We start from the raw sequence: 22,673 nt of genomic DNA, 5'->3' as shown, positions 1-22,673 counted from the left end.
CCGGACATCACGCGTCGTCCGATCGTCGGCTCGGTCGCGGCCCCGTCCCGGGGGTGTCGTCCACCGCGGCCGCGTCCTCGGGCGCCCCGTCCCTTCCGGTGGCGGGTTCGGGTCCCATGCCGGTTCGTCCCGGCGTGACCGTCGGGTCCTGCGGCGACGGAGCGGGTTCCCGGGCCGTGGCCGGGTCGGCGTATGGACCCGTCGCGGTGGTCGCGACGGGCAGCCAGTCCCCGACCACCGGCGGACCCACCAGCGGGAGGGCCCCGACGATCTCTGCGCCGTGCTCGCGGTTGTGCAGATACGGTGCGGTCTTGTGGCGCTCGTCGTCGGAGCCGCCGCGACGCCCCACCGGCGGTGCTCCCAGCGGCCCCGCAGCCGGGGTGATCGGCCGTGGTCCCGGTATGCCCGGCGATGCGGACGACGCGGCCGCACCGGCGGGCGGCGACGCCCAGGGCGGGACCATCGGCATGGGTGCCATCGCTCCCGGCAGCCCCTCGGCGCGTGGATCGTCCCCGAGGCCGCCGGCGCCGCCGTCGATCGCGCCCGCGCCGCCGACGCCCTCGGTGGACGGACCACCCGACGACGCGCGCTCGCCGGCGCCCTCGGGAGTGGCGCGGCCACCGCGCTGCAGGCCGTCCGGGTCGTCGCCCTGACCGCGGCCGCCGGACGTCGACGATCCGGGCGGGGTCGGCACCAGGGGGGTGGCCGGTCCCGGTGGCGGCCCGCCCGTACCAGGCGCAGGAGTCGGCACGGCCGCCGGGGCGGCCGGTGACCCTCGCCGACCGAAGTCGCCGGCGTCGACGGTGTTGGCCGCCTGGCCACGGGCGGAATCGGCGCCGGAGGACCCGGCGAACACCGAACCGCCTGCGCCGCCGAGACCCACGACGGTGGCGGCCGGGCCGTCGGATGTGGTCGAGATACGGTGCTGGACCCGCTGCATCGGGGACGAGTAGGTGGAGCCCATCAGCCGGTCGGCCTCGTACCGGACGCCGGGTGCGTCCTCCGGGCGCTCGCGGAGACGCCGCCGCAGCTCCTGCAGATGGCCTTCCTGGCCCCGCGCCGCTCCGACGACGGCCACCGCGTCGCCGAGCGCATCGCCGACGAGGGTGGCCGAGTCGAGCGTCGAGTGCATCGCGGCGGAGAGCTCCTGCCCGGCCTGCACCGCGGCGTCGGCGGCCCGGCCGCGCAGGCCGTCGTCGGCGAACAACCCCTCCAGCCGGTCAGCGGCGCGACGCACCGCCTCGATCGCCTGGAGGATGGTGTTGACGTCGCCGGCGGCGCTGCCGGGATCCATGGTGTGCAGGATGTCGATGATCTCGTCGATCCCCAGCCCGGCCCAGTCGGTCCGGCCGCCGCCGAAGGAGACCTCGCCGGGACCTCCGCGGCCGAGAGCCTGATACAGGCTGCTGTGCGGCTCCGTCACGACGCCTCCCCCGATCCCGTGTGCGCCCTCCCCCGAGCAGCTCTTGAGGACGGGTTGCCCGACCCTACCGCGCCCGGGGCCCGCGCCGAGCCGGGGAACGTCCGTTGTGGACAGCTCGCGGGACGACTCGGCCCGACGAACGCGACGGCGTCGTGTGTTCGTTCGTCGTGTGTTGGTTCGTCGTGTGCTCCTAGTCCAGGTCGTCGTGGCGGACGAGCTGGCGGGCGGCCTCGGTGATGGAACCGGACAGCGAGGGGTACACCGAGAACGTCTGCGCGAGATCGCCGACGGTCAGCTTGTTCTGCACGGCGAGCGCGATCGGGAGGATCAGCTCGGAGGCGTTGGGGGCGACCGCGACCCCGCCGATGACCACGCCGGTCGCCGGGCGGCAGAAGATTTTCACGAAGCCGCGGCGCAGGCCGCTCATCTTGGCGCGCGCGTTGGTCGCGAGGGGCAGCATCACGGTGCGGGCGGGGTACTCGCCGGCGTCGATCGCCTTCTGCGAGACGCCGACGCTCGCGATCTCCGGACGCGTGAAGATCGCGGACGCAACGGTTTTCAGCTTGATCGGGCTGACACCCTCGCCGAGGGCGTGGTAGACGGCGATACGCCCCTGCATCGCGGCCACGGACGCCAGCGGCAACAGACCCGTGCAGTCGCCGGCGGCGTAGATCCCGGGAACCGAGGTGCGCGAGACGCGGTCGACGCGGATGTAGCCGCCCTTGTCGACCTCGACGCCGGCACGATCGAGCTGCAGGTTCGCGGTGTTGGGGACCGAACCCACGGTCATCAGGACGTGGCTGCCGGTGACCGAGCGCCCGTCGGCGAGGTGCACGGTGACCGTGTCGCCGTCGCGCTCCACCTTGTCGGCACGGGCGTGCTTGACCAGTTCGACGCCGCGCTCGGCGAGTGCGTCCTCGAGGACCAGTGCGGCGTCCTCGTCCTCGTGCGGCAGCATCCGGTCGCGGCTCGACACCAGGGTCACCTTCACGCCGAGTTCGGTGTAGGCGTGGACGAACTCGGCGCCGGTGACGCCGGAACCGATGACGACGAGGTGCTCGGGCAGTTCCTCGAGGTCGTAGAGCTGGCGCCAGGTGAGGATGCGTTCGCCGTCGGGCCGGGCGTCGGGCAGGATCCGGGGCGACGCGCCGGTCGCGATCAGCACCACGTCGCCCTCGTAGCGCTCGGTGCTGCCGTCGGCGAGGGTGGCGATCACGCCGTGGGTCGCGACGCCGACCTGCGTCTCGTCGAGCACCGCGGTGCCCGACACCAGCTTCACGCCCTCGCTGACGAGGCGCGACCGGATGTCGGCGGACTGGGCGAAGGCGAGGTCGCGGACGCGCTGGTGGATCTGCGGAAGGCTGACCAGGGTGTCATCGGTCTTGATGTTGATGCCGAGGTCGACGGCCTTGCGGACCTCGGTGCGGATGCCGGTGGAGGCGATGAAGGTCTTCGACGGGACGCAGTCCCAGAGCACGCAGGCGCCACCGATGCCGTCGGAGTCGATCACCGTGATGTCGGCGCCGTAGGCCGCCGCGGCCAGTGCCGCCTCGTAGCCCGCCGGTCCGCCGCCGATGATGACGATTCTGGTCACTGTGCACTCCTGTCCTGCAACCGGTCTCGTCGCGGCGTCCTCGTGAGACACCGTGCGCCCCGGCGTACGTGTTGATCGGTGGGCGAACTGGTGTCGGACCGGGTCGGTGCCGACACCGTGGTGCCGGACCACCGGTCCGGGTCGAGCCGCGCGGGGTGGTGCGTGCTCTCCCGGGCGACCGTGGCATGGGGCCGCGCCTGATACAAACCTAGTCCCGCGGGGTGGCGGGCCTCCACGCGGATCGTGCCATATGCGGCACATGCCATACCCCTCGGCGCGCGGGCCACCTTCCGGACGGGCCGTCGACACACTAGGCTCCACCCGTGCCGATTTATGCAGCCTACGGATCGAACATGGATCCCGAGCAGATGGCGCAACGCGCGCCGCACTCGCCGATGTCGGGTACCGGATGGCTCAACGGGTGGCGTCTGACCTTCGCCGGCGAGGACATCGGCTGGGAGGGTTCCCTGGCCACCGTCACCGAGGACCGCGACGACCCGAACGCCCGTGTCTTCGTGGTGTTGTACGACGTCACGCCCGAGGACGAGGAGCTCCTCGACCGGTGGGAGGGCTCCGAACTCGGCATCCACCGCAAGATCCGGGCGCGTGTCGACACCGCGGACGGTCCGGTCCTGGCCTGGTTGTACGTGCTCGACGCCTATGAGGGCGGCCTTCCCTCGGCCCGGTATCTCGGTGTGATGGCCGACGCCGCCGAGGTCGCGGGCGCCCCGGCCGACTACGTGCAGGACCTCCGTCTCCGAGAGGCCCGCAACGTGGGCCCCGGCCCCGGCCCCATCGAGCCCTGACCCGCAGCAGACGGACGGCCGGCGCTGTCGTCCATGCGATGTGCGCCGGCCGCCCTCCATCGTTCTAGGCGCTCTCCGCCGCGTTCTTGGCGCCGAGCACCACTCCGGCGAGGGTGCGCACGCCGATCGCGAGAGCCCGCTCGTCGAGATCGAAGTTGGGTGCGTGCAGGTCGACCTGGGGTCCGATCCCGTCCCACACCCCCAGGCGCGCCATCGCGCCGGGAACGTGCTCGAGGTACCAGGAGAAGTCCTCGCCGCCCGGTGACTGCGGCGTGTCGGCGATGGCGTCGGGACCGATCGCGGCGACCGACCGCTTGAGCATCCGGAACGCCACCTCGTCGTTCACCACCGGCGGCACCCCGCGGATGTAGGAGAGGTCGTACCGGACGCCGAGGGGCGCGACGAGTTCGCCGACGATGCTGCGCACCAGCGGCTCCAGTGACGCCCAGGTCCCGTGGTCGCCGGTCCGCACCGTGCCGCGGAGCCTGCCTTCCTGGGGAATCGCGTTCGGGGCGCTGCCCGCGTTGGCCGCACCCCAGACCATGACCGTCCCCGAGCGCGGGTCGACGCGGCGCGACAGCACGCCGGGCAGCCCGGTGATGACGGTGCCCATCGCGTAGACGAGGTCGCCGGTGAGATGCGGCCGGGAGGTGTGGCCGCCGGCGGAGTGGAGTTGCAGGTCGATGTGGTCGGCCGCGGATGTGAGCGGTCCCTGCCGCAGGCCGACGGTGCCCACCGGCAGACGGGGGTCGCAGTGGAGGGCGAAGATCCGTCCGAGACCGCTGGTGACGCCGGCGTCGATGGCGTCGAGCGCACCGCCCGGCATCACCTCTTCGGCGGCCTGGAAGATGAGCCGCACACCCACCGGGAGCGGCTGCGACCCGGCCAGCAGCTTGGCGACGCCGAGCAGGATCGCGGTGTGGGCGTCGTGGCCGCAGGAATGGGACACTCCTTCGACCGTCGACGTGAACGCCAGGCCGGTGTGCTCGGTGACCGGCAACGCGTCCATGTCGGCACGCAGGCCGATGCGGGGCTCGTCGCCAGGGCCGATGTCGCAGACCACGCCGGTGCCCAGGGGCAGGCGGCGCGGCTGCAGGCCGGCCTCGGTCAGTTCGCGCATCACCAGTTCGGTGGTGCGGATCTCCTGCCGGGACAGTTCGGGATGGGCGTGGATGTCGCGGCGCCAGGCGACCAACTCGTCCCAGTGGGCGGCGAGCCACTCGTCGATGGGACCGCCGCCCTCGACCGCGATGGCCGGCTCCGTCCCCGTCATGCCAGCACCCCGGCCGGCGTCGGGATGGCGAGGTCGGCCAGCAGCGGGCCGCGCAGGCCGCGCTTGATGAGCGTCAGGTTCGCCCCGACGGTCGCGGCACGGCCGGCGGCCAGCTCGGCCGCGCGGGCGGCGAGGTCCTCGACGGGGACCGCCTCGTCGACGATCCCGGCGGCCACCGCGTCGTCGGCGCCGTACCGGCGGCTGCTGTACATCGCCTCGGTCGCGGTGCGGTCGGGCAGCCTGGTGCGCAACAGAGTCGCCATCCCGCGGGTGAACGGCATGTTCAGCGCGGCCTCGGGAAGCGACCAGAAGCCGCGCTCGGTGCGCATGACGACCTGGTCGGCGCACAGCGCCAGCATCGCGCCGGCGCCGAAGGCGTGACCGTTGATCGCGGCCACGGTCGGCACCGGGAGGGTGAGGATCGTCGTGTAGAGCGCATGCACGCGATCGAGGTAGGCCGGCAACTGGTCCGGCGCGGCGAAGATGTGGTCGGTGTCGAGGCCGTTGGTGAAGAACTTGCCGGTCGCGGTCACGACCAGCGGGCGCTTCGGGTCCGCGGTCACCTCACCGAGCAGCCGCTCCACCTCGTCGAGCCAATCCAGGCGGAAGCGGTTCTCCGGGTTCGTCTCGTCGAGCTCGGCGCCCGGCGCACCGAGGTGGAGTTCGACGACGTCGCCGGTCTCGTTGAGATATGGCATGACCTGACCTTATCGCCCCCTGCTGCCCGCGACCGGCACGACCGCCGACGTTCCGCGCCGCGCCCGGGGCCGTTGATTAGGGTTGGCGCATGGATCCGACCGTTGACGCCGACGCCGCGGCCATCGCCGCGGCCGCCACCATCGCCGCCGAGACCGACGCCGCCGCACACGAAGTCGCGGTCATCCTCGGCTCCGGCTGGGCACCCGCGGCCGACGCCTTCGGCACCCCGATCCGGTCGTTGCCGATGTCGTCGATCCCCGGTTTCACCCCGCCCAGCGCCGCCGGACACGGCGGGGTGATCCACTCCGTCCACATCGGCACCCGCCGGGTCCTGTTGATGCTCGGCCGGATTCACGCCTACGAGGGCCACGATCTCGCGCGGGTGGTGCACCCGGTGCGGACCGCCGCGGCGGCCGGCGCTCACACGGTCATCCTCACCAACGCGGCCGGCGGCCTGCGCGAGGACATGTCGGTGGGCCGGCCGGTCCTGATCTCCGATCACCTCAACCTGACCGCCCGGTCCCCGCTCGTCGGCGCGCAGTTCGTCGATCTCGTCGACGCCTACTCCCCCCGGTTGCGCGAGGTCGCTCGTCGGGTCGATCCGTCCCTCGCCGAGGGGGTGTACGCGGGGCTGCCGGGGCCGCACTACGAGACCCCCGCCGAGATCCGCATGCTGCGAACCCTCGGCGCCGACCTCGTCGGCATGTCGACGGTGCACGAGACCATCGCCGCGCGCGCCGCCGGTCTCGAGGTCCTCGGCGTCTCCCTGGTGACCAACCTGGCCGCCGGGATGACCGGCGAGCACCTCAGCCACGCCGAGGTCCTCGAGGCTGGCCGGGCGTCGGCGACACATATGGGCGAACTCCTCGCCGAGATCATCGGCGAGCTGTAGAACCATCTGACGTGTGTAGACCCACCCGAGGAGCACGATGACCTACCCACCCGACGGATCCGGCGGCTACGGCCCCGGCGGATACCCCCAGAACCCGGACCCCTACTCGCAGGGCGGCTACCAGCCCGGGTACGGACCCGCCGGTTACCCGCAGGGCCCGCCGCCGCGGTCGCCGTGGTCGTCTCCGGCCGTCCTCGTGGCCATCGTCGCCGGTGTCCTGTTGGTGGCCGTGGGCGTGCTCGCCGCGTTCCTGCTCATCCCCGCCGACGACGACTCCGAGGAGAAGTCGGCCGCGAGCAGCACGCAGGCCACGCCGGAGACCGTGACGAACACCGTCACGCAGACCCCGGCCCCCGTGAATCCGACCACGACCACGACCACCACGACGGTTCCGAATCGTCCGCTGCCGACGGTGCCGGGTGCGGACTGGCAGGGATTCACCAGCGGCCCGCGCTGCAACGCGTCCGACGATCCGGCGGTCGCCATCGGCATGACCTCGCGATCGCGGGTCGTCATCTGCCAGGTCGGCAACCAGACCGGACGCTGGTACTACAAGGGCGCGGCCCCGAACGGCACCATCGAGCTGCAGTACCCGACGCTGACCGGCGACACGTTCGAGGCCCGCAACGGCTCGGTGCGCTACCTGGTGTCGCCGTCGAGCCTGACCATCGTCGACGGCGGCCGGGTGCTGTCCGACGAACCGATGATCGCCTACTGGTCGCGCGGCTGAGGACTCGCAGGGACCGCCCGTCGGCGTGCGGCTGAGGAATCGCGGGGACCGCCCGTCGGCGCGCGGAACGAGGCGTCAGTCGGCCGCGGAGGTCCAGCGCGGGCCGAACTGCCGGTCGCCGGCGTCTCCGAGACCCGGGACGATGTAGTTCGCCTCGTCGAGCCCCTCGTCGATCGCGGCGACGACCAGGCGGCACGGGTGGCCCGAGCGCTCCAGCGCCTCCACGCCCTGCGGCGCCGCGACGACGCACACCGCCGTGATGTCGGTGGCGTTGCGGGCGACCAGCAACTCCATGGTGTGCAGCATCGAACCGCCGGTGGCGAGCATCGGATCCAGCACGAACACCGGGTGCCCCGAGAGATCGTCGGGCAGCGACTCGAGGTACGGGACGGGCTGGGCGGTCCGCTCGTCGCGGGCAATCCCGACGAACCCGACCTGCGCCTCGGGAACCATCGCGTGCGCCTGCTCGACCATGCCCAGGCCCGCACGCAGCACCGGCACCAGCAGCGGCGGCTTGGCCAGCCGCGATCCGGTGAACGGGGTCAACGGCGTCTTGATCCGGACGTCGGCCTTCGGCGCCCCCGCCAGGGCCTCGTAGACCAGCATCTGGGTGAGGTCCGAGAGCGCCGCGCGGAACCCGGCGTTGTCGGTGGTCTCGTCACGCATCGTGGTGAGTCGGGCGGCCGCGAGGGGGTGGTCGACGATCAGGCGTTCCATGCCGATCACCCTATTTCGTGGGCGTCACCGATGTGCGGGTTGGGAGGGGCCGGGGCCCCGCCGCCGACCGATGGAACCGGATCGGCCCGCGGCGCGTCGAAATCCCATGAGCCCGCACACCCCCGGCCCACGGTCCAATCCCTCGTCGACCGGTTCCACCGACGACGCCCGCCTGATGGTGGATTCCGCAGCGCTGCACCGGTTCTCGCAGACCCAACGCCACAGCGCGGCACTCGTGGGCGCCCATGCACCGGGCCACGACGACGCCATGACCGGCCTCGCCACCACGTTCGGCCTGATCGGCTTCGAGTTCCTCGGCGCCGCCGCCGAGTTCCTGCACCTCCACCAACGGACGCTGGAGGCCACCGCCCGGCGCCAGGAGGACCTGGCCACCACGACGCTGCGCGCCGACGCGGCCTACAGCTCGGGCGACTCCACCGCAGAGAAGGGGCTGAGCCTCTGATGTCGGGTGCCGAACTCCTCGTGGAGCCACTGCGCGCCCTGCTCACCGCCCTGGGCACCGGCGTCCTGGCACCGGGCAACCCGGCCGAGCGCCTGCACACCGCCGCGTCCGCGGTCGACGCCGCGCGTGCGGACTCACAGGCGGCGACGCGGGCGGCCCGCGACGGCTGGGCGGGCACCGGCGGCGCGGCCGCGTTCGCCACGGCCGAGTCGGTGCATCGCGGCATGACCGTGGTCACCGCCGACGCCGCCGAGTTCTCCCGACTGGTGCAGACGGCCGCCCACAAGGTGCACTCCGCGTCGACCCGCCTGCACGCACTGGTGGACTCGCTGGAGCGCAGCGCCGCCGCGCTCGGCGACCGGCTGTTCACGCCGGCGGGTCTCATGGCCCTCGTCCCGATCGCCGCCGACCACCTCGGGCGCGGCGTCGACATCGTCGCCCGCACCCGGGCGGAGCTGCAGGCCGACACCGAGGCGATGGCCGCACTCGGCCGCCGCACCGCACCCGCGGCTTCCGGGGCACCGGCCGACGCTGGGCGACTGTCGTCTGCGCCCGTGCCCGGCGGCGTCGCGGTGACGCTCCCCGACGGTTCGGTCGCCTACGCCCCGAACGAGCGCGCGGCGACGGCGGTTCGTGCCGCCCTCAGCCAGCGCGGGGTGCCCTACGTGTGGGGAGGGACCACGCCCGACGGCTTCGACTGCAGCGGCTTCACCCAGTGGGCCTACCGGCAGGCCGGGGTCGAACTGCCGCGCCTCGCCCAGGACCAGGACACCGCCGGGTACCCGGTGTCGCAGGCAGACCTGCAGCCGGGCGATCTCGCGGTGTGGTCGGGACATGTCGCGATGTACATCGGCAACGGCCAGCTCATCGAGGCGGGCGACCCGGTGGGGGTGTCGCCACTGCGGACCACCAATCTGGACCAGACCTTCGAAGGCTTCTACCGACCCCGATGACACCGCAGGTGAAGGGCGGCCGAGCGACGCCGAGGAGCGGGCCGTCGCCCTCAGTGCGGCCCACTACTGGATCCGGCGCCATCTATCGCTAGGCTGTGTCCCCATGGCCGGAGACATCGTCCCGATTGAGCTCGGACTCACCGACGGAAACAGCTTCACCCTGTGGGCACCCCGCTGGCGCGAGGGTGACGACGAGTGGGAGGCGTTCCTCGGACTCGACGAGGATCTCTACGTCCTGCCGGGCGTCGCCGAACTCGCGGCCTTCGTGCGCACCAACAACGACAACGACCTCGTCGAACACCCGGCCTGGCCGACCCTGGTCCAGGTGCAGGCCGAGGAACTCATCCCCGACGAGCGCCACACCTACGACCTCGTCGGCGTGCCGGAACTCGCGGCCGAGGACCCGACCCCCGAGGTCATCGCCGAGCTCGAGGACGCTCTCGAGATCGTGCGCATCCTGGGTGAGGTCTGCGAACTGGTCCCCATCACCAAGTTCTTCAACGGCAATCCGATCCTGGGCGCCGTGACCACCGGCACCCGTAACTTCGAGGGCCGCGAGGGCCTCGACCTCTGGGTCCGGATCGGCAGGCTCATCGCCAAGCACTGGGACGACGTCCTCGACGCCATCGACGAGGTCATCACCGTTCCCGAGGTCGACCCTAAGGCGGTCGAGACCGCCGAGGCCGAACTCGAGGCGGCCGCGTCCGCCGAGGACGAGGACGAGCCGACCGACGACGAGGACATCGAGATCGTCGAGACCCTCGACGCCGAGGACGACGATGAAGAAGACGACGACGACCTCGACGACGAGTACGACGACGACGATTTCTGGGCGTCCGTCGGTATCGACCCCATCAAGATCGTCACCCGCGGCGACGAGTACCTGACCCTGCGGTGCTACCTGGGTGACGACCCGGTCTTCCTCGGCGCCGACGGGAAGATCTTCGTGTTCACCTCCGCCCGCGCCCTGTCGCGGTTCCTCGCCGAGGAGAACGACCACGACCTGGCCGATCTCTCGACCTTCGAGGACGTCCGCGCGGAGGCGACCGACGGCTCGCTGGAGTTCGACGTCATCGACGACAACGTGTACGTCCTGCCCGGCATCTCCGAGGACATCGCCGACGGCCCGCGCCGGATCGATCGCGACCAGCTCGACCTCGCCGTCGAACTGCTCACCGACGCCGCCGACTACGCCGACGACGACACCGTCTCCGAGGCGCTGGGGTCGACCACTCCCCTCGGTTGGTTCATCGACTACGCGCTCAACCCCGACCCGAAGCGCATGGCCCCGAGCGGGCCGTTCGACAACGAGGCCGAGGCCTGGCGCGCACTCGAGCACGACTTCGAGGCCCGGCTGGTCAAGAAGGGCTAGCCGTACCGCCCGGGCAGCCGTACCGCCCGGGCGCCGGGCGCCGCGACCTAGCCCAGCAGCACCGCGTAGCCGGGCTTGATCACGTCGTCGATGAACCGCAGCCGTTCGTCGAAGTGGATGAACGCCGACTTCATGGCGTTCACGGTGAAGCGCTCGAAGTCGGCCCACCCGTAGCCGAAGTGCTCGGCCAGCAGGGCGAACTCCTTGGTCATCGAGGTGTCGCCCATGAGCCGGTTGTCGGTGTTGACCGTGACGCGGAACCGCAGTCGCGCCAGCACGTTGAACGGATGCTCCGCGAGTGAGGCGACCGCGCCGGTCTGCACGTTGGAGCTCGGGCACAGTTCGAGCGGAATCCGCTTGTCGCGCACCACGTTTGCGATCAGGCCGAGCTTCGCGCCGGTGAACGACCGATCGGCGGGATGCGCCCCCTCCGGCAGCTCGATGTCGTCGATGACCCGCACCCCGTGACCGAGCCGGTCGGCGCCGCAGAAGCCGATCGCCTCGTGGATCGACGGCAGTCCGAAGGCCTCGCCGGCGTGGATCGTGAACGGCGCCGAATTGGCCCGCATGTACTCGAAGGCGCCGAGGTGGCGGGTCGGCGGGTGGCCGGCCTCGGCACCGGCGATGTCGAACCCGACGACGCCGCGGTCGCGATACCTGACCGCGAGTTCGGCGATCTCGAGTGACCGCGCCGCGTGGCGCATCGCGGTCACCAGGCACCGGACGGTGATCTGCTTGCCGCGCTCGGCGGCGAGCCGCACCCCGTCGGCGAAGCCGCGCAGCACTGCCTCGACCACCTCGTCGAGGGTCAGCCCCTGCTCGAGGTGTTGTTCGGGGGCGTAGCGCACCTCGGCGTAGACGACGTTGTCGTCGGCGAGGTCCTCGACGCATTCGCGCGCCACCCGCTCGAGCGCGCCGACGGTCTGCATCACCGCGACGGTGTGCTCGAAGGTCTCCAGGTAGCGCACGAGCGAACCGCTGTCGGCGGCCTCGCGGAACCAGCGCGCAAGGCCCTCGACGTCGTCGGCCGGCAGCCGGTCGTAACCGGTCTCGGCGGCGAGCTCGAGCACCGTCGCGGGGCGCAGCCCGCCGTCGAGGTGGTCGTGTAGGAGCACCTTCGGTGCGAGCTTCAGGTGTGCGGCATCGAGCGTCGTCATCATCCGAACCTAACGCGGTCGATGATCAGCGGCCGGGTGTGCGCGGTGGCGGCGTCCGACGCCGCCGCGCCACCCGTGGCGATCCGCGCCGCTCGACGCAGGCAGGCCCGCACGGCCGGGATCCGGTCGTCGTCCTGCGTGTGCAGCGTGAACAGGGCCTGTCCGGCGCGAACCCGGTCTCCGGGCCGGACGTGGACGATCACGCCGGCCTCGGCGGCGACCGCCTCGCCCGGCTTCGACCGGCCGCCACCCGCCAGCCAGGCGGCGTCGCCGACGGCGCGGGCGTCCACCTCGACCACGACGCCGGCGGACTCGGCGGCGACGTCGTCGGTGTGCCGCGCGACGGGCAGGGGCGCGTCCGGGTCGCCGCCCTGCGCGGCGATCATCGCCCGCCAGGAGTCCATGGCCCGGCCGTTGGCCAGGTGCTCGGCCGGGTCGGCGTCGGGCAGCCCGGCCGCGTCGAGCATCTCGCGTGCCAGGGCGAGGGTGAGTTCCACGACGTCGTCGGGTCCGCCGCCGGCCAGGACCTCGAGCGACTCGGCGACCTCGACGGCGTTGCCGACCGCCCGCCCCAGCGGGACGCTCATGTCGGTGATCAGCGCACGGGTGTCCACACCGGCATCGACACCCAGTTCGACCATCGTCGACGCGAGTTCCCGGGCATCGGACTCGTCCGGCAGGAATGCGCCCGAGCCGGTCTTGACGTCGAGGACGAGCGCGGCGGTTCCCTCGGCGATCTTCTTGCTCATGATCGAGCTGGCCAGCAGCGGGATGGACTCGACGGTGCCGGTGACGTCGCGCAGAGCGTACAGCTTGCGGTCGGCGGGGGCGAGATCGGCGCCGGCGGCGCAGATGACCGCGCCGACGCGTTCGAGCTGGTCGAACATCTCCGTCGTGCTCAGCTCGGCCCGCCAGCCCGGGATCGACTCCAGTTTGTCCAGCGTGCCGCCGGTGTGCCCCAGGCCTCGGCCGGACAGCTGCGGGACGGCCACACCGAACGACGCCACCAGCGGTGTCAGCGGCAGGGTGATCTTGTCCCCGACTCCGCCGGTGGAATGCTTGTCGACGGTCGCGAGCGGCCGGCCGTCGCGACGCAGGCCCGACAGATCCATTCGCCGCCCGCTGTCGATCATCGCCTGCGTCCAGGTCGCGATCTCGCGTCGCGTCATCCCGCGCAGGTAGATCGCCATGAGAAGCGACGACATCTGCTCGGGGGCGACCTCGCCGCGGGTGTAGCCGTCGAGCATCCAGGCGATCTGCGCGTCGCCGAGCTCGTTCCCGCCGCGTTTGGTGGCGATCACCGAGACCGCGTTGATGACCTCGTCGGCGCCGGCCGAGATGCCGCGGGTGCCGGCGCTCACGGGACCACCTCGGCGATGTCGCCGGGCCCGAACGCGTCGGGAAGCAGGTCGGCGAGGGTTCGGGATCCGGAGGGATGATCGACGAGGAGACCGCGTCCGCCGTGCTCGAGGAGAACCTGCCGGCACCGCCCGCACGGCATGAGGACCTTCCCGTTGGCATCGGTGACCGAAACGGCCCGCAGCGTCCCCCGTCCGTGGGCGACCAATTGCGCGATCAGCGACACCTCGGCGCAGATACCGAGTCCGTATGAGACATTTTCCACATTGCAGCCTCCGAGGATTTCGCCCTCGGATGTGATCCCGGCCGCGCCCACCGGATAGCGCGAATACGGGGCATAGGCCCGCGACAACATTTCACTTGCTTTGTGGCGCAGGACATTCCAATCGATCACCGTATCCACGCCCACCTCCTCGCAAAAGCGTCGATCCGCCCGGATGCCGGGATTTCACCGGCGCCAGATCTTGGGTAAGGCAAACCTAAGTCGGAATCTCTTGTGTCTCAGTTTGGTTCGGGCAATTTATCACCGGTTCCGGCATGGGTTTAGAGTCTCTTGTCATGGGTCCATGGTCGAGTCGGAGCATGCCGATTCGACGCGTCCATCGACGATGTTGGAGGCCACTTTTCCGATGAGCACCTCGACCGAAGTCGCACCTGACCCGGTGCGTCGACGTTCTCTGTACCGCGGCGACCCAGGCATGTGGTCCTGGGTGCTTCACCGCATAACCGGCGTAACCATCTTCTTCTTCCTGTTCGTGCACGTGCTGGACACCGCGGTCATCCGCGTCGATCCGAACCAGTACGACGCGATCATCGAGACCTACAAGACCCCCATCATCGGTCTGATGGAGATCGCCCTCGTGGCGTGCGTCCTGTTCCACGCCTTCAACGGCGTGCGCCTGATCCTGGTGGACTTCTGGTCCAACGGCCCCAAGTACCAGCGGCAGATGCTGTGGGTCGCCCTGACCCTGTTCGTCGTCGTCTTCGCCGCCGGCGCCGTGCGCCTGCTGCAGATCCTGATCGACCACCTGTAGGAGCCACCAGAGATGACCACCTCGGAAGCCACGGGTGTCGCCAAGACCCTCGGCACACAGCACGACCGCCCCGCGAGCCTGGACAACCCGCGCTCGCCCCGCAAGCCCAAGGGCAACAACTTCGAGAAGTACGCATGGCTGTTCATGCGGTTCTCCGGCCTGATCCTCGTCTTCCTGACGATCGGCCACATGTTCATCATGCTCGCCTGGGACGGCGGCGTGCATCGCATCGACGCCTCGTTCGTCGCCGCTCGCTGGAGCTCGCCGGGCTGGCAGATCTGGGATCTGACCATGCTGTGGCTGGCCGAGCTGCACGGCGGCAACGGCGTGCGCACCGTCATCGCCGACTACTCGCGCAAGGACTCGACCCGCTTCTGGCTCAACACCCTGCTGCTGGTGTCGATCATCCTGACCCTCGCGCTCGGCACGTACGCGATCCTCACCTTCGACGTCAACAGCGTCGGCTAAAGGAGACCAGAAACCATGCAGGAACACCGCTACGACGTCGTCATCGTGGGTGCCGGTGGCGCCGGAATGCGTGCGGCCATCGAGTCCGCCCCGCGTGCACGCACCGCAGTTCTCACCAAGCTCTACCCCACTCGCAGCCACACCGGCGCGGCACAGGGCGGCATGTGCGCCGCACTGGCCAACGTCGAGGAGGACAACTGGGAGTGGCACACCTTCGACACCGTCAAGGGCGGTGACTACCTCGCCGACCAGGACGCCGTGGAGATCATGGCCAAGGAGGCCATCGACGCGGTCCTCGACCTCGAGAAGATGGGTCTGCCGTTCAACCGGACCCCGGAGGGCAAGATCGACCAGCGTCGCTTCGGCGGCCACACCCGCGACCACGGCAAGTCGCCCGTGCGTCGTGCGTGCTACGCCGCCGACCGCACCGGTCACATGATCCTGCAGACCCTCTACCAGAACTGCGTCAAACACGACGTCGAGTTCTTCAACGAGTTCTACGCGCTGGACATCTGCCTCGCGGAGAACGAGGACGGCGAGCTGGTCGCCAACGGCGTCGTCGCCTACGAGCTGGCCACCGGCGAGATCCACGTCTTCCACGCCAAGTCGATCATCTTCGCGACCGGCGGCTCGGGCCGCATGTACAAGACCACGTCCAACGCCCACACCCTCACCGGTGACGGCATGGGCATCATCTTCCGCAAGGGCCTGCCGCTGGAGGACATGGAGTTCCACCAGTTCCACCCGACGGGCCTGGCCGGCCTCGGCATCCTCATCTCGGAGGCCGTGCGCGGCGAGGGCGGCATCCTCCGCAACGCCGACGGCGAGCGCTTCATGGAGCGTTACGCCCCCACCATCAAGGACCTCGCGCCGCGTGACATCGTCGCCCGCTCGATGGTGCTCGAGGTGCTCGAGGGCCGCGGCGCCGGACCGAACAAGGACTACGTCTACATCGACGTGACCCACCTCGGCGAGGATGTCCTCAACGAGAAGCTGCCGGACATCACCGAGTTCGCGCGCACCTACCTCGGCGTCGACCCGGTCACCGAGTACGTCCCGGTCTTCCCGACCTGCCACTACGTCATGGGCGGCATCCCGACCAACGTCAACGGTCAGGTGCTGCGCAACAACGACGAGATCGTGCACGGCCTCTACGCCGCCGGCGAGTGCGCCTGCGTGTCGGTGCACGGCGCGAACCGCCTGGGCACCAACTCGCTGCTCGACATCAACGTCTTCGGCCGTCGTGCCGGCATCGCCGCCGCGGAGTACGCCAACAACGCGGACTTCGTCGATCTGCCGGAGCGCCCGACCGAGATGGTCGACAAATGGCTCGAGCTGCTGCTCAGCGAGCACGGCCACGAGCGCGTCGCCGACATCCGCTCCGAGCTGCAGGCGTCGATGGATGCGAACGCGTCGGTGTTCCGCACCGAGGAGACCCTCAAGCAGGCTCTCACCGACATCCACGCGCTCAAGGAGCGCTACGCCCACATCCGCGTCCACGACAAGGGCAAGCGCTACAACAGCGACCTGCTCGAGGCCATCGAGCTCGGCTTCCTGCTCGAGATGGCCGAGGTGACCGTCGTCGGCGCCCTCAACCGCAAGGAGTCGCGCGGCGGCCATGCGCGCGAGGACTACCCCGATCGTGACGATGTGAACTACATGCGCCACACCATGGCCTACAAGAAGGGCACCGACCTACTCGCGGACATCGAGCTGGACTACAAGCCCGTGGTGCAGACCCGTTACGAGCCGATGGAGCGTAAGTACTGATGACATCTGTTCTGGACAAGCCCACGCCCTCCTCCGACGAGCCGCCGCTGCCCCCGGTGCCCCCGGAGGCCCACATGGTGACGCTGAAGATCTACCGGTTCAACCCGGAGAATCCCGACGCCCAGGGCTTCGAGAGCTTCCGTGTCCCGGCGCTGCCGACCGACCGTCTGCTCAACCTGCTGCTGTACGTGAAGGGCTACCTCGACGGCACCCTCACGTTCCGCCGCAGCTGCGCGCACGGCGTGTGCGGCTCGGACGCGATGCGCATCAACGGCGTCAACCGCCTCGCCTGCAAGCTCCTGATGAAGGACCTGCTCCCCAAGGACAAGTCCAAGGAGATCACCATCACCGTCGAGCCGATCCGCGGCCTGCCGGTGGAGAAGGATCTCGTGGTCGACATGGAGCCGTTCTTCGACGCGTACCGCGCGATCAAGCCGTTCCTGATCACCACGGGCACCGAGCCGACCCGCGAGCGCATCCAGAGCCAGGCCGACCGCGCCCGCTTCGACGACACCACCAAGTGCATCCTGTGTGCGTGCTGCACCACGAGCTGCCCGGTGTTCTGGACCGAGGGCTCGTACTTCGGCCCGGCCGCGATCGTCAACGCGCACCGCTTCATCTTCGACAGCCGTGACGAGGGTGCCGTCGAGCGTCTCGACATCCTCAATGACGTCGACGGTGTGTGGCGCTGCCGCACGACCTTCAACTGCACCGACGCATGCCCTCGCGGCATCCAGGTCACGCAGGCCATCTCGGAGGTCAAGCGCGCACTGATGTTCTCGCGCTAGTTCCACGCTTTCTCTGCAGCCCGGCGACGGCCCGCACCGGTTCTCGGTGCGGGCCGTCGCTCTTTTCCCCGATGCAGCAGACCGTGACGGGGGGGGCGACACGAGCCGCTACATCTCGCGGGCGCCCGAGGCCCCGCCCCGGAAGATCCCCGCGATGATCGAGTCCACCAGCGCCGTCTCCTCCTCGGGGGCCGCCGGCCAGAGCAGCATGGTCAACACCGACCGGATCGCGAACCGTGCGGCGACGACGTCGTCGGGGTCGATGCCGATCAGTTCCGCGGCGACGGCCGACACGGTCGGTGAAGCGAGCACCGTCGGCGTCGTGGCGACGAGGCTTCCCGGCCGGAGGAACTGACGGATCACCCGGTCCGCGCGCAGCGCGCCGACCGCCGTGGTGATCGCGATCCGCGCGCGCTCCTCCCCCGTCGTGCCGGCGACCGCCGCGCGGATCGAGTCCAGGACCGGGGCGGCGGTCGCCGACAGCACCGCCTCGATCAACTGGGCACGGCCACCGGCATGTCGGTAGATCGTCGCCCGCGAGCAGTGCGCCCGGGCGGCCAGTTCCTCGACGCTGAACGCGTCGAGTCCACGCGAGGCGATCAGCGCCGCGGCCTGGGAGACGAGGCGCCTCCGTGCCGCGTCCCTCCGGTCGCCACCCACGAGCCAGTCGACCATGCGTACCCCTCCGTCGTCTGGTCTCATGATGAGACAGCCCCCGGACCTAAATGGCCGTTTTCTCGCAGTACAGAAGGCATCGGTGAGACTCCGATGGCGGAGGCCACCGTCCGCTGGTATCGACTTCGGAGCGAACCGTTGTCCCGGCTGCCCCGGTCGGCGACGCTGGACGCATGCTCACCCTCGACGACCCCGCGTTCCTCGCCCGCTTCCACCGCGGCCACCCGGTGCAGCGGCTCGGCGACTCGCCGTTCTACGCCGTCGGCACCTGGGATCTGATCGCCGAGGTCGTTCGTCGCCCGGCCGAGTTCTCGTCGAACCTCACCGCGACGATGATCTGCCACGACGACGGGTCGATCAGCGAGTTCCCGGTCGCGGGACCGGGTGACGCGATGCACGTGCTGGCCACGGCCGACGGTGCCCGTCACCGCCTCCACCGATCTCTGGTGATGCCCTCGCTGACACCGGCACGCATCCGCGAGCTCGAACCGCGTGTCGCGGAGGTCGTCGACACCGCGTGGTCCGAGGGGGTCGACGGAGACCAGCTCGACTGGTCCACCGCGGTGGCACGGCGGGTTCCGGTCACCGTGGTCACCGAGCTGCTCGGCCTGCCGGCCAGGGACGTCGACGACCTGTCCCGCTGGGCCCACGCCACCAACGTCCTCATCGACGGCGTGATCACCGGCGCCGAGTTGTCCACGGCGACCACCGCCGTCGCCGAGCTCACCGCCTATCTCGACGACGCCCTCGCGAGGACCCTGGGCGATCCCGGCGCCGGCGCCGGTGTGCTCGGCGACATCGCCACCGCCGTCTCCCGCGGCGACCTCGACCGCGCTGCCGCGGTGATGATGCTGCTGCAGCTCGTCGCGGCCGGTTCCGACTCGACGACGAGCCTGCTCGACAGCGCGGCCCGGCTGCTCGTCGAACACCCGGAGGTCACCGGACGCCTGCGCGGAGAACCCGAGGCCGTGCCGGCCTTCGTCGACGAGGCGCTGCGCCTGGAATCGCCGTTCCGCGGGCACTTCCGACACGTCGTCGAGGACACGGTGCTCGGCGACACACGTCTGCCCGCCGGCTCCCACCTGTACCTGATGTGGCGTGCGGCCAACCGGGATCCCGGGCAGTTCGACGACCCCTACCGCCTCGACCTCGATCGAGGGCGCGACGCCGGGGCCCGACGACCGGCCCGCTCCGCCCACGTCGCCTTCGGCAAGGGGATCCATCTGTGCGTCGGTTCCGGCCTCGCCCGCCTGCAGGGTCGGCTGACGGTGGAAAAACTCCTCGGTGAGACAACGGATTTCGCCGCCGAGGAATCGTCAGGGGCGCTGACGCTGACGCTCACCCGCTGAACTGCCCCACCGCTGCCGCGGAACCGGACACGGCGCGGATGCGTCCAAGAGACACATGCCGCCCACCGTCGTCGAACGGAGAATCCGTGATCCGGCCCCTGGCGTTCCGCCTTCTGCTCACCGTCGCCCTCGGCATCCTCGGGTGCCTGATCGTCTTCGTCCCCGCCACCGCACGATCGACTCCTCCGGCCTCTCCGACGCCGGTTCGGACGCCGAGCACGCCGCCTCCGCAGTCCGGTCCGGAGGCCGAAGATCGCGTGAGCATCACCTTCGTCTCCGACCGGCAGCACAACGGCGCCGCCGCATGGTCCGACGCGACCGGGAACCTGCGAACCCAGACGCATGTCCCACTCCTCCAGCGGGATTCGCAGAGCGGACTCTGGTCGGCCGCCCTCGTCTTCACACGGCACTCCCCGGACGCCCCGCTCCACGCGGTGTTCCGGTCCGGCGGGAGGTTCGCCCGCTGCGAGGTCCGGGTGAACGATCGGCTGGTGGCCGAGGACTCCGCGCACGGCGACCACCCGACCAGCACGTGTCAGCCGAACACGAATGAAATATGACCCGAACTTCCCACTTGGAGGGAGGAATCGGGGCGCCGACCGTACTCTGTCTCTCGTCATGAGCACATGAGCGGAGACCAGCATGGCGGAACACAGCGACTCCGGGGCCGCAAACCCTTCGGGAGCAGACCATTCCGGAGCGGGTGCGTCCACCGTGCTGCACGACCCCGGCGACAAGGGCCTGCGGATCGGCTCGATCGGCCTGCTCGGCAACGTGATCATCGGCCTGGCCGCGGTCGCCCCGGCGTACAGCCTCGCGGCGACCCTGGGCTTCGTCGTGGACAGTGTCGGCGAGAAGGCGCCGTCGATGTTCGTCCTCGCGTCCCTGCCGATGCTGCTGGTGGCCTTCGCCTATCGTGAGCTGTCCACCGACACCCCCGACTGTGGGACGACGTTCACCTGGGCCACAAAGGCATTCGGCCCGTGGATCGGGTGGATCGGCGGCTGGGGCGTGGCCGTCTCGGCGATCATCGTGCTGGCCAACGTCTCCGAGATCTCCGCGCTCTACCTGTTCCAGTTTCTCGGGCTCGACGCCCTCGCCGACAGCCTGTTGGCCCGGGTGTTGCTCGGGAGCTTCTTCATCATCACGATGACCTGGATCAGCATCCGCGGCATCGTCATCAGCGAGCGGATGCAGATGATCCTCATGTTCATCCAGTTCGCCGTGTTGATCGTCGCGAGTCTGATCGCCCTGGTCAAGGTGGGTCTCGACCGCGCCGGGCCGCAGGCGATCGATCCCGAGTGGTCGTGGCTGTGGCCCGGGGGCCTCGACCAGTCGCAGATCGCCGCGGCGGTCATCCTGTGCATCTTCATCTACTGGGGCTGGGATGCGTGCCTGGCCGTCAACGAGGAGACCAGGGATCCAGAGAAGACCCCGGGTCGCGCGGCCCTGCTCACCTGCCTCATCCTGGTCGCGACCTACGTCCTGGTCACCTACGCCATCCAGTCGTTCGCCGGGTTCGGCGACACCGGCATCGGCCTCGGGAACGACGCCAACGACGAGGACGTGCTGACCATCCTCGGTGAACCGGTGGCGGGCGCGGTCATGGCGTCGGCGCTGCTGCTGACCGTCTGCGTCTCCGCCCTGTCGTCGACGCAGTCCACGATCCTGCCGACGGCGCGCGGCAGCCTGTCGATGGCGGTGTACAAGGCGCTGCCCGAGAAGTTCGCGTCGATCCACCCCCGCTACATGACGCCGGCATTCGGCACCGCGGTGATGGGCGGCGCCGCACTCACCTTCTATCTGGTGTTGTCGCTGGTCAGCCAGGACACCCTCGCCGACTCGATCGCCTCGCTCGGACTGGCGGTGGCGTTCTACTACGGCATCACCGCGTTCGCGTGCGTCTGGTATTTCCGGTCGACGCTCCTCACCTCGGCACGCAACTTCTTCTTCCGAGGCCTCTTCCCGCTCGTCGGCGGCCTGGCCATGACCGCGGCCTTCGTCAGGTCGGCGTACGACATGATCTCCCCGGACTACGGCGCGACCTCGATCGGCGGGATCGGCGGCGTCTTCGTCATGGGTGTGGGCATGCTGGTACTCGGCATCCCGTTGATGCTGGCCTGCTTCGCGTACAACAGCGAGTTCTTCCGCGGGAAGACGCTGACCGCCGACACCGAGGTGAAGGTTCCCGATGTCTACTGACTCCCTCGCCGCCACACCCGACGACACCGCCGGCGACGCGCCGGTCCCCCGGCTCACCGTCGGCTACCTGGCGACGCGGTCGGGCGCCGACGGCATCGCCCTGGCTGTCGCCCTGGCCCGCGTGACCGGCGCAGACCTCGACCTCGTGTGCGTGGTGCGTCCGGTCCCCTACGACGGCTCGCCCGGCATCGCGCAGTACCAGAGACGCCTCGAAGACCAAGCCGCCGAATGGCTTCGCGAGGGCGCCGCCCTCATTCCGCCCGGCTTCCGGTACCGCACCATCGTCACCGTCAACGATTCCTTCGCCGACGGGCTGATCTCCCACGCCGTGGAGACGGGCGCGAAGATGATCGTCGTCGGCGGCACCGGCGACGGCCTGTTGCGGCGCCACACGCTCGGCACGGTCAGCAACGAACTCGTGCATTCCTCGCCGGTTCCGGTCGCGCTGGCGCCCCGCGGGTACTCCGACCGGGTCGACACCGTCCTCGGCACGGTGACCGTCGCGGTGCCCGTCGAGCCCGACGCCGACAACCCGCTGCCGTTCGCCGAGAAGCTCGTCGAACGCGCCAAACTGAACCTCAGGCTGCTGTCGCTGGTGTCGCTCGAATCCCCCTTCGACGACGACTCGTCGCGCGATGCCCGTCGAGCACAGATCGCCGTGGCCCGCGAACTCCTCGACAGGACCCGCGCCGAGGTGTCTCCCGAACTCGAGGTCGGGGTCGTCGTCGCCGACGGCGACACGCTCGACGAGGCCCTGGCCAACCTTCCGTGGGGCGACGACGACATCGTCGCGGTCGGGTCCGGCCACCTCGCGCCACCCCATCGGGTCTTCCTGGGCAGCACCGCGGCCCGAATCCTGCGCTGGACGACATCCCCAGTCATCGTCGTGCCCAGAAGCCGCTGAGCCCGGGACCGCCGTCCCCACGACCGAACCCCTGCCGACCGAACC

The 22,673-nt window shown here is 70.4% G+C and carries 23 protein-coding genes; 14 read left to right on the top strand and 9 right to left on the bottom strand.

Annotation, left to right across the window (positions count from 1 at the left end):
* Positions 1-7 precede the first annotated feature (7 nt).
* Positions 8-1,423, bottom strand: coding sequence for a hypothetical protein (locus E1P53_RS19680; RefSeq protein ID WP_131735255.1), 1,416 nt, complete (start codon positions 1,421-1,423; stop codon positions 8-10).
* A gap of 190 nt (positions 1,424-1,613) precedes the next feature.
* Positions 1,614-3,017, bottom strand: a complete 1,404-nt coding sequence (locus E1P53_RS19675; RefSeq protein ID WP_006902554.1) for an NAD(P)H-quinone dehydrogenase — start codon at positions 3,015-3,017, stop codon at positions 1,614-1,616.
* A gap of 323 nt (positions 3,018-3,340) precedes the next feature.
* Between E1P53_RS19675 and E1P53_RS19670 the strand changes: the two genes are divergently transcribed.
* Positions 3,341-3,823: a gamma-glutamylcyclotransferase family protein gene (locus tag E1P53_RS19670; RefSeq protein ID WP_040527621.1), complete on the top strand. Its 483-nt coding sequence runs from the start codon at positions 3,341-3,343 to the stop codon at positions 3,821-3,823.
* A gap of 64 nt (positions 3,824-3,887) precedes the next feature.
* Here the strand turns inward: E1P53_RS19670 and E1P53_RS19665 are convergent, their stop codons facing one another.
* Positions 3,888-5,096, bottom strand: a complete 1,209-nt coding sequence (locus E1P53_RS19665) for an amidohydrolase (protein ID WP_131735254.1) — start codon at positions 5,094-5,096, stop codon at positions 3,888-3,890.
* Positions 5,093-5,794, bottom strand: coding sequence for an enoyl-CoA hydratase/isomerase family protein (locus tag E1P53_RS19660; protein WP_006902551.1), 702 nt, complete (start codon positions 5,792-5,794; stop codon positions 5,093-5,095). The genes E1P53_RS19665 and E1P53_RS19660 overlap by 4 nt, the downstream gene beginning before the upstream one ends.
* A gap of 89 nt (positions 5,795-5,883) precedes the next feature.
* On the opposite strand from E1P53_RS19660, the gene E1P53_RS19655 reads away from it, so the two are divergent.
* Positions 5,884-6,687 carry a purine-nucleoside phosphorylase gene (locus E1P53_RS19655; RefSeq protein ID WP_006902550.1) on the top strand — a complete coding sequence of 268 codons (804 nt, stop codon included), beginning with the start codon at positions 5,884-5,886 and terminating at the stop codon, positions 6,685-6,687.
* A 37-nt stretch (positions 6,688-6,724) separates the two neighbouring features.
* Complete coding sequence (locus E1P53_RS19650; protein WP_006902548.1) at positions 6,725-7,417, top strand: hypothetical protein; 693 nt, start codon at positions 6,725-6,727, stop codon at positions 7,415-7,417.
* Between the two features lie 75 nt (positions 7,418-7,492).
* On the opposite strand, the gene upp is transcribed toward E1P53_RS19650, so the two are convergent.
* A complete protein-coding gene (upp, locus tag E1P53_RS19645) occupies positions 7,493-8,134 on the bottom strand; it encodes a uracil phosphoribosyltransferase (protein WP_131735253.1) in 642 nt (213 codons plus the stop codon).
* 106 nt (positions 8,135-8,240) lie between these two features.
* On the opposite strand from upp, the gene E1P53_RS19640 reads away from it, so the two are divergent.
* From E1P53_RS19640 to E1P53_RS19630, 3 genes are all read left to right on the top strand, one after another.
* Positions 8,241-8,597 carry a type VII secretion target gene (locus E1P53_RS19640; RefSeq protein WP_165484450.1) on the top strand — a complete coding sequence of 119 codons (357 nt, stop codon included), beginning with the start codon at positions 8,241-8,243 and terminating at the stop codon, positions 8,595-8,597.
* Positions 8,597-9,550, top strand: a complete 954-nt coding sequence (locus tag E1P53_RS19635; protein ID WP_131735251.1) for a C40 family peptidase — start codon at positions 8,597-8,599, stop codon at positions 9,548-9,550. Before E1P53_RS19640 ends, E1P53_RS19635 begins: the two co-directional genes overlap by 1 nt.
* Positions 9,551-9,653: 103 nt before the next feature.
* A complete protein-coding gene (locus E1P53_RS19630) occupies positions 9,654-10,922 on the top strand; it encodes a SatS C-terminal domain-containing protein (protein WP_109238823.1) in 1,269 nt (422 codons plus the stop codon).
* Positions 10,923-10,969: 47 nt separating this feature from the next.
* On the opposite strand, the gene E1P53_RS19625 is transcribed toward E1P53_RS19630, so the two are convergent.
* Genes E1P53_RS19625 through E1P53_RS19615 form a run of 3 tightly spaced genes read right to left on the bottom strand, consistent with a single transcriptional unit; the run spans position 10,970 to position 13,841 of the window.
* Positions 10,970-12,079, bottom strand: a complete 1,110-nt coding sequence (locus E1P53_RS19625; RefSeq protein ID WP_131735250.1) for an adenosine deaminase — start codon at positions 12,077-12,079, stop codon at positions 10,970-10,972.
* Positions 12,079-13,440, bottom strand: coding sequence for a thymidine phosphorylase (locus E1P53_RS19620; RefSeq protein WP_181954864.1), 1,362 nt, complete (start codon positions 13,438-13,440; stop codon positions 12,079-12,081). The genes E1P53_RS19625 and E1P53_RS19620 overlap by 1 nt, the downstream gene beginning before the upstream one ends.
* Positions 13,437-13,841, bottom strand: a complete 405-nt coding sequence (locus tag E1P53_RS19615) for a cytidine deaminase (RefSeq protein WP_131735249.1) — start codon at positions 13,839-13,841, stop codon at positions 13,437-13,439. Before E1P53_RS19615 ends, E1P53_RS19620 begins: the two co-directional genes overlap by 4 nt.
* A 226-nt stretch (positions 13,842-14,067) precedes the next feature.
* Here E1P53_RS19615 and sdhC point away from each other — a divergent pair, with 226 nt between their 5' ends.
* From sdhC to E1P53_RS19595, 4 genes are read left to right on the top strand one after another with little or no spacing between them, the layout of a single operon-like run.
* Positions 14,068-14,472: a succinate dehydrogenase, cytochrome b556 subunit gene (gene sdhC, locus E1P53_RS19610; RefSeq protein ID WP_131735248.1), complete on the top strand. Its 405-nt coding sequence runs from the start codon at positions 14,068-14,070 to the stop codon at positions 14,470-14,472.
* A gap of 12 nt (positions 14,473-14,484) precedes the next feature.
* Positions 14,485-14,940 carry a succinate dehydrogenase hydrophobic membrane anchor subunit gene (locus E1P53_RS19605; RefSeq protein WP_006899999.1) on the top strand — a complete coding sequence of 152 codons (456 nt, stop codon included), beginning with the start codon at positions 14,485-14,487 and terminating at the stop codon, positions 14,938-14,940.
* Positions 14,941-14,955: 15 nt separating this feature from the next.
* On the top strand, positions 14,956-16,710 hold the full coding sequence (gene sdhA, locus E1P53_RS19600; RefSeq protein ID WP_006900000.1) for a succinate dehydrogenase flavoprotein subunit: 1,755 nt from the start codon (positions 14,956-14,958) through the stop codon (positions 16,708-16,710).
* Positions 16,710-17,498 (top strand): succinate dehydrogenase iron-sulfur subunit, encoded by a 789-nt coding sequence (locus tag E1P53_RS19595; RefSeq protein ID WP_006900001.1) that lies wholly within the window; start codon positions 16,710-16,712, stop codon positions 17,496-17,498. The genes sdhA and E1P53_RS19595 overlap by 1 nt, the downstream gene beginning before the upstream one ends.
* 108 nt (positions 17,499-17,606) lie before the next feature.
* On the opposite strand, the gene E1P53_RS19590 is transcribed toward E1P53_RS19595, so the two are convergent.
* A complete protein-coding gene (locus E1P53_RS19590; protein ID WP_131735247.1) occupies positions 17,607-18,173 on the bottom strand; it encodes a TetR/AcrR family transcriptional regulator in 567 nt (188 codons plus the stop codon).
* A gap of 173 nt (positions 18,174-18,346) precedes the next feature.
* On the opposite strand from E1P53_RS19590, the gene E1P53_RS19585 reads away from it, so the two are divergent.
* From E1P53_RS19585 to E1P53_RS19570, 4 genes are all read left to right on the top strand, one after another.
* Positions 18,347-19,522: a cytochrome P450 gene (locus tag E1P53_RS19585; protein WP_131735246.1), complete on the top strand. Its 1,176-nt coding sequence runs from the start codon at positions 18,347-18,349 to the stop codon at positions 19,520-19,522.
* 86 nt (positions 19,523-19,608) lie between these two features.
* Positions 19,609-20,082 (top strand): hypothetical protein, encoded by a 474-nt coding sequence (locus E1P53_RS19580; protein ID WP_131735245.1) that lies wholly within the window; start codon positions 19,609-19,611, stop codon positions 20,080-20,082.
* 82 nt (positions 20,083-20,164) lie between these two features.
* Positions 20,165-21,724, top strand: coding sequence for an APC family permease (locus tag E1P53_RS19575; RefSeq protein WP_131735244.1), 1,560 nt, complete (start codon positions 20,165-20,167; stop codon positions 21,722-21,724).
* Positions 21,714-22,628, top strand: coding sequence for a universal stress protein (locus E1P53_RS19570; protein ID WP_131735243.1), 915 nt, complete (start codon positions 21,714-21,716; stop codon positions 22,626-22,628). Before E1P53_RS19575 ends, E1P53_RS19570 begins: the two co-directional genes overlap by 11 nt.
* Positions 22,629-22,673 lie beyond the last annotated feature (45 nt).

It is taken from the genome of Gordonia paraffinivorans (assembly GCF_900683595.1).
In the GTDB taxonomy this organism is placed as follows: domain Bacteria; phylum Actinomycetota; class Actinomycetes; order Mycobacteriales; family Mycobacteriaceae; genus Gordonia; species Gordonia paraffinivorans.
The sequence above is the reverse complement of the archived record's forward strand: the minus strand, read 5'-3'. Positions and strand labels throughout refer to the sequence as shown.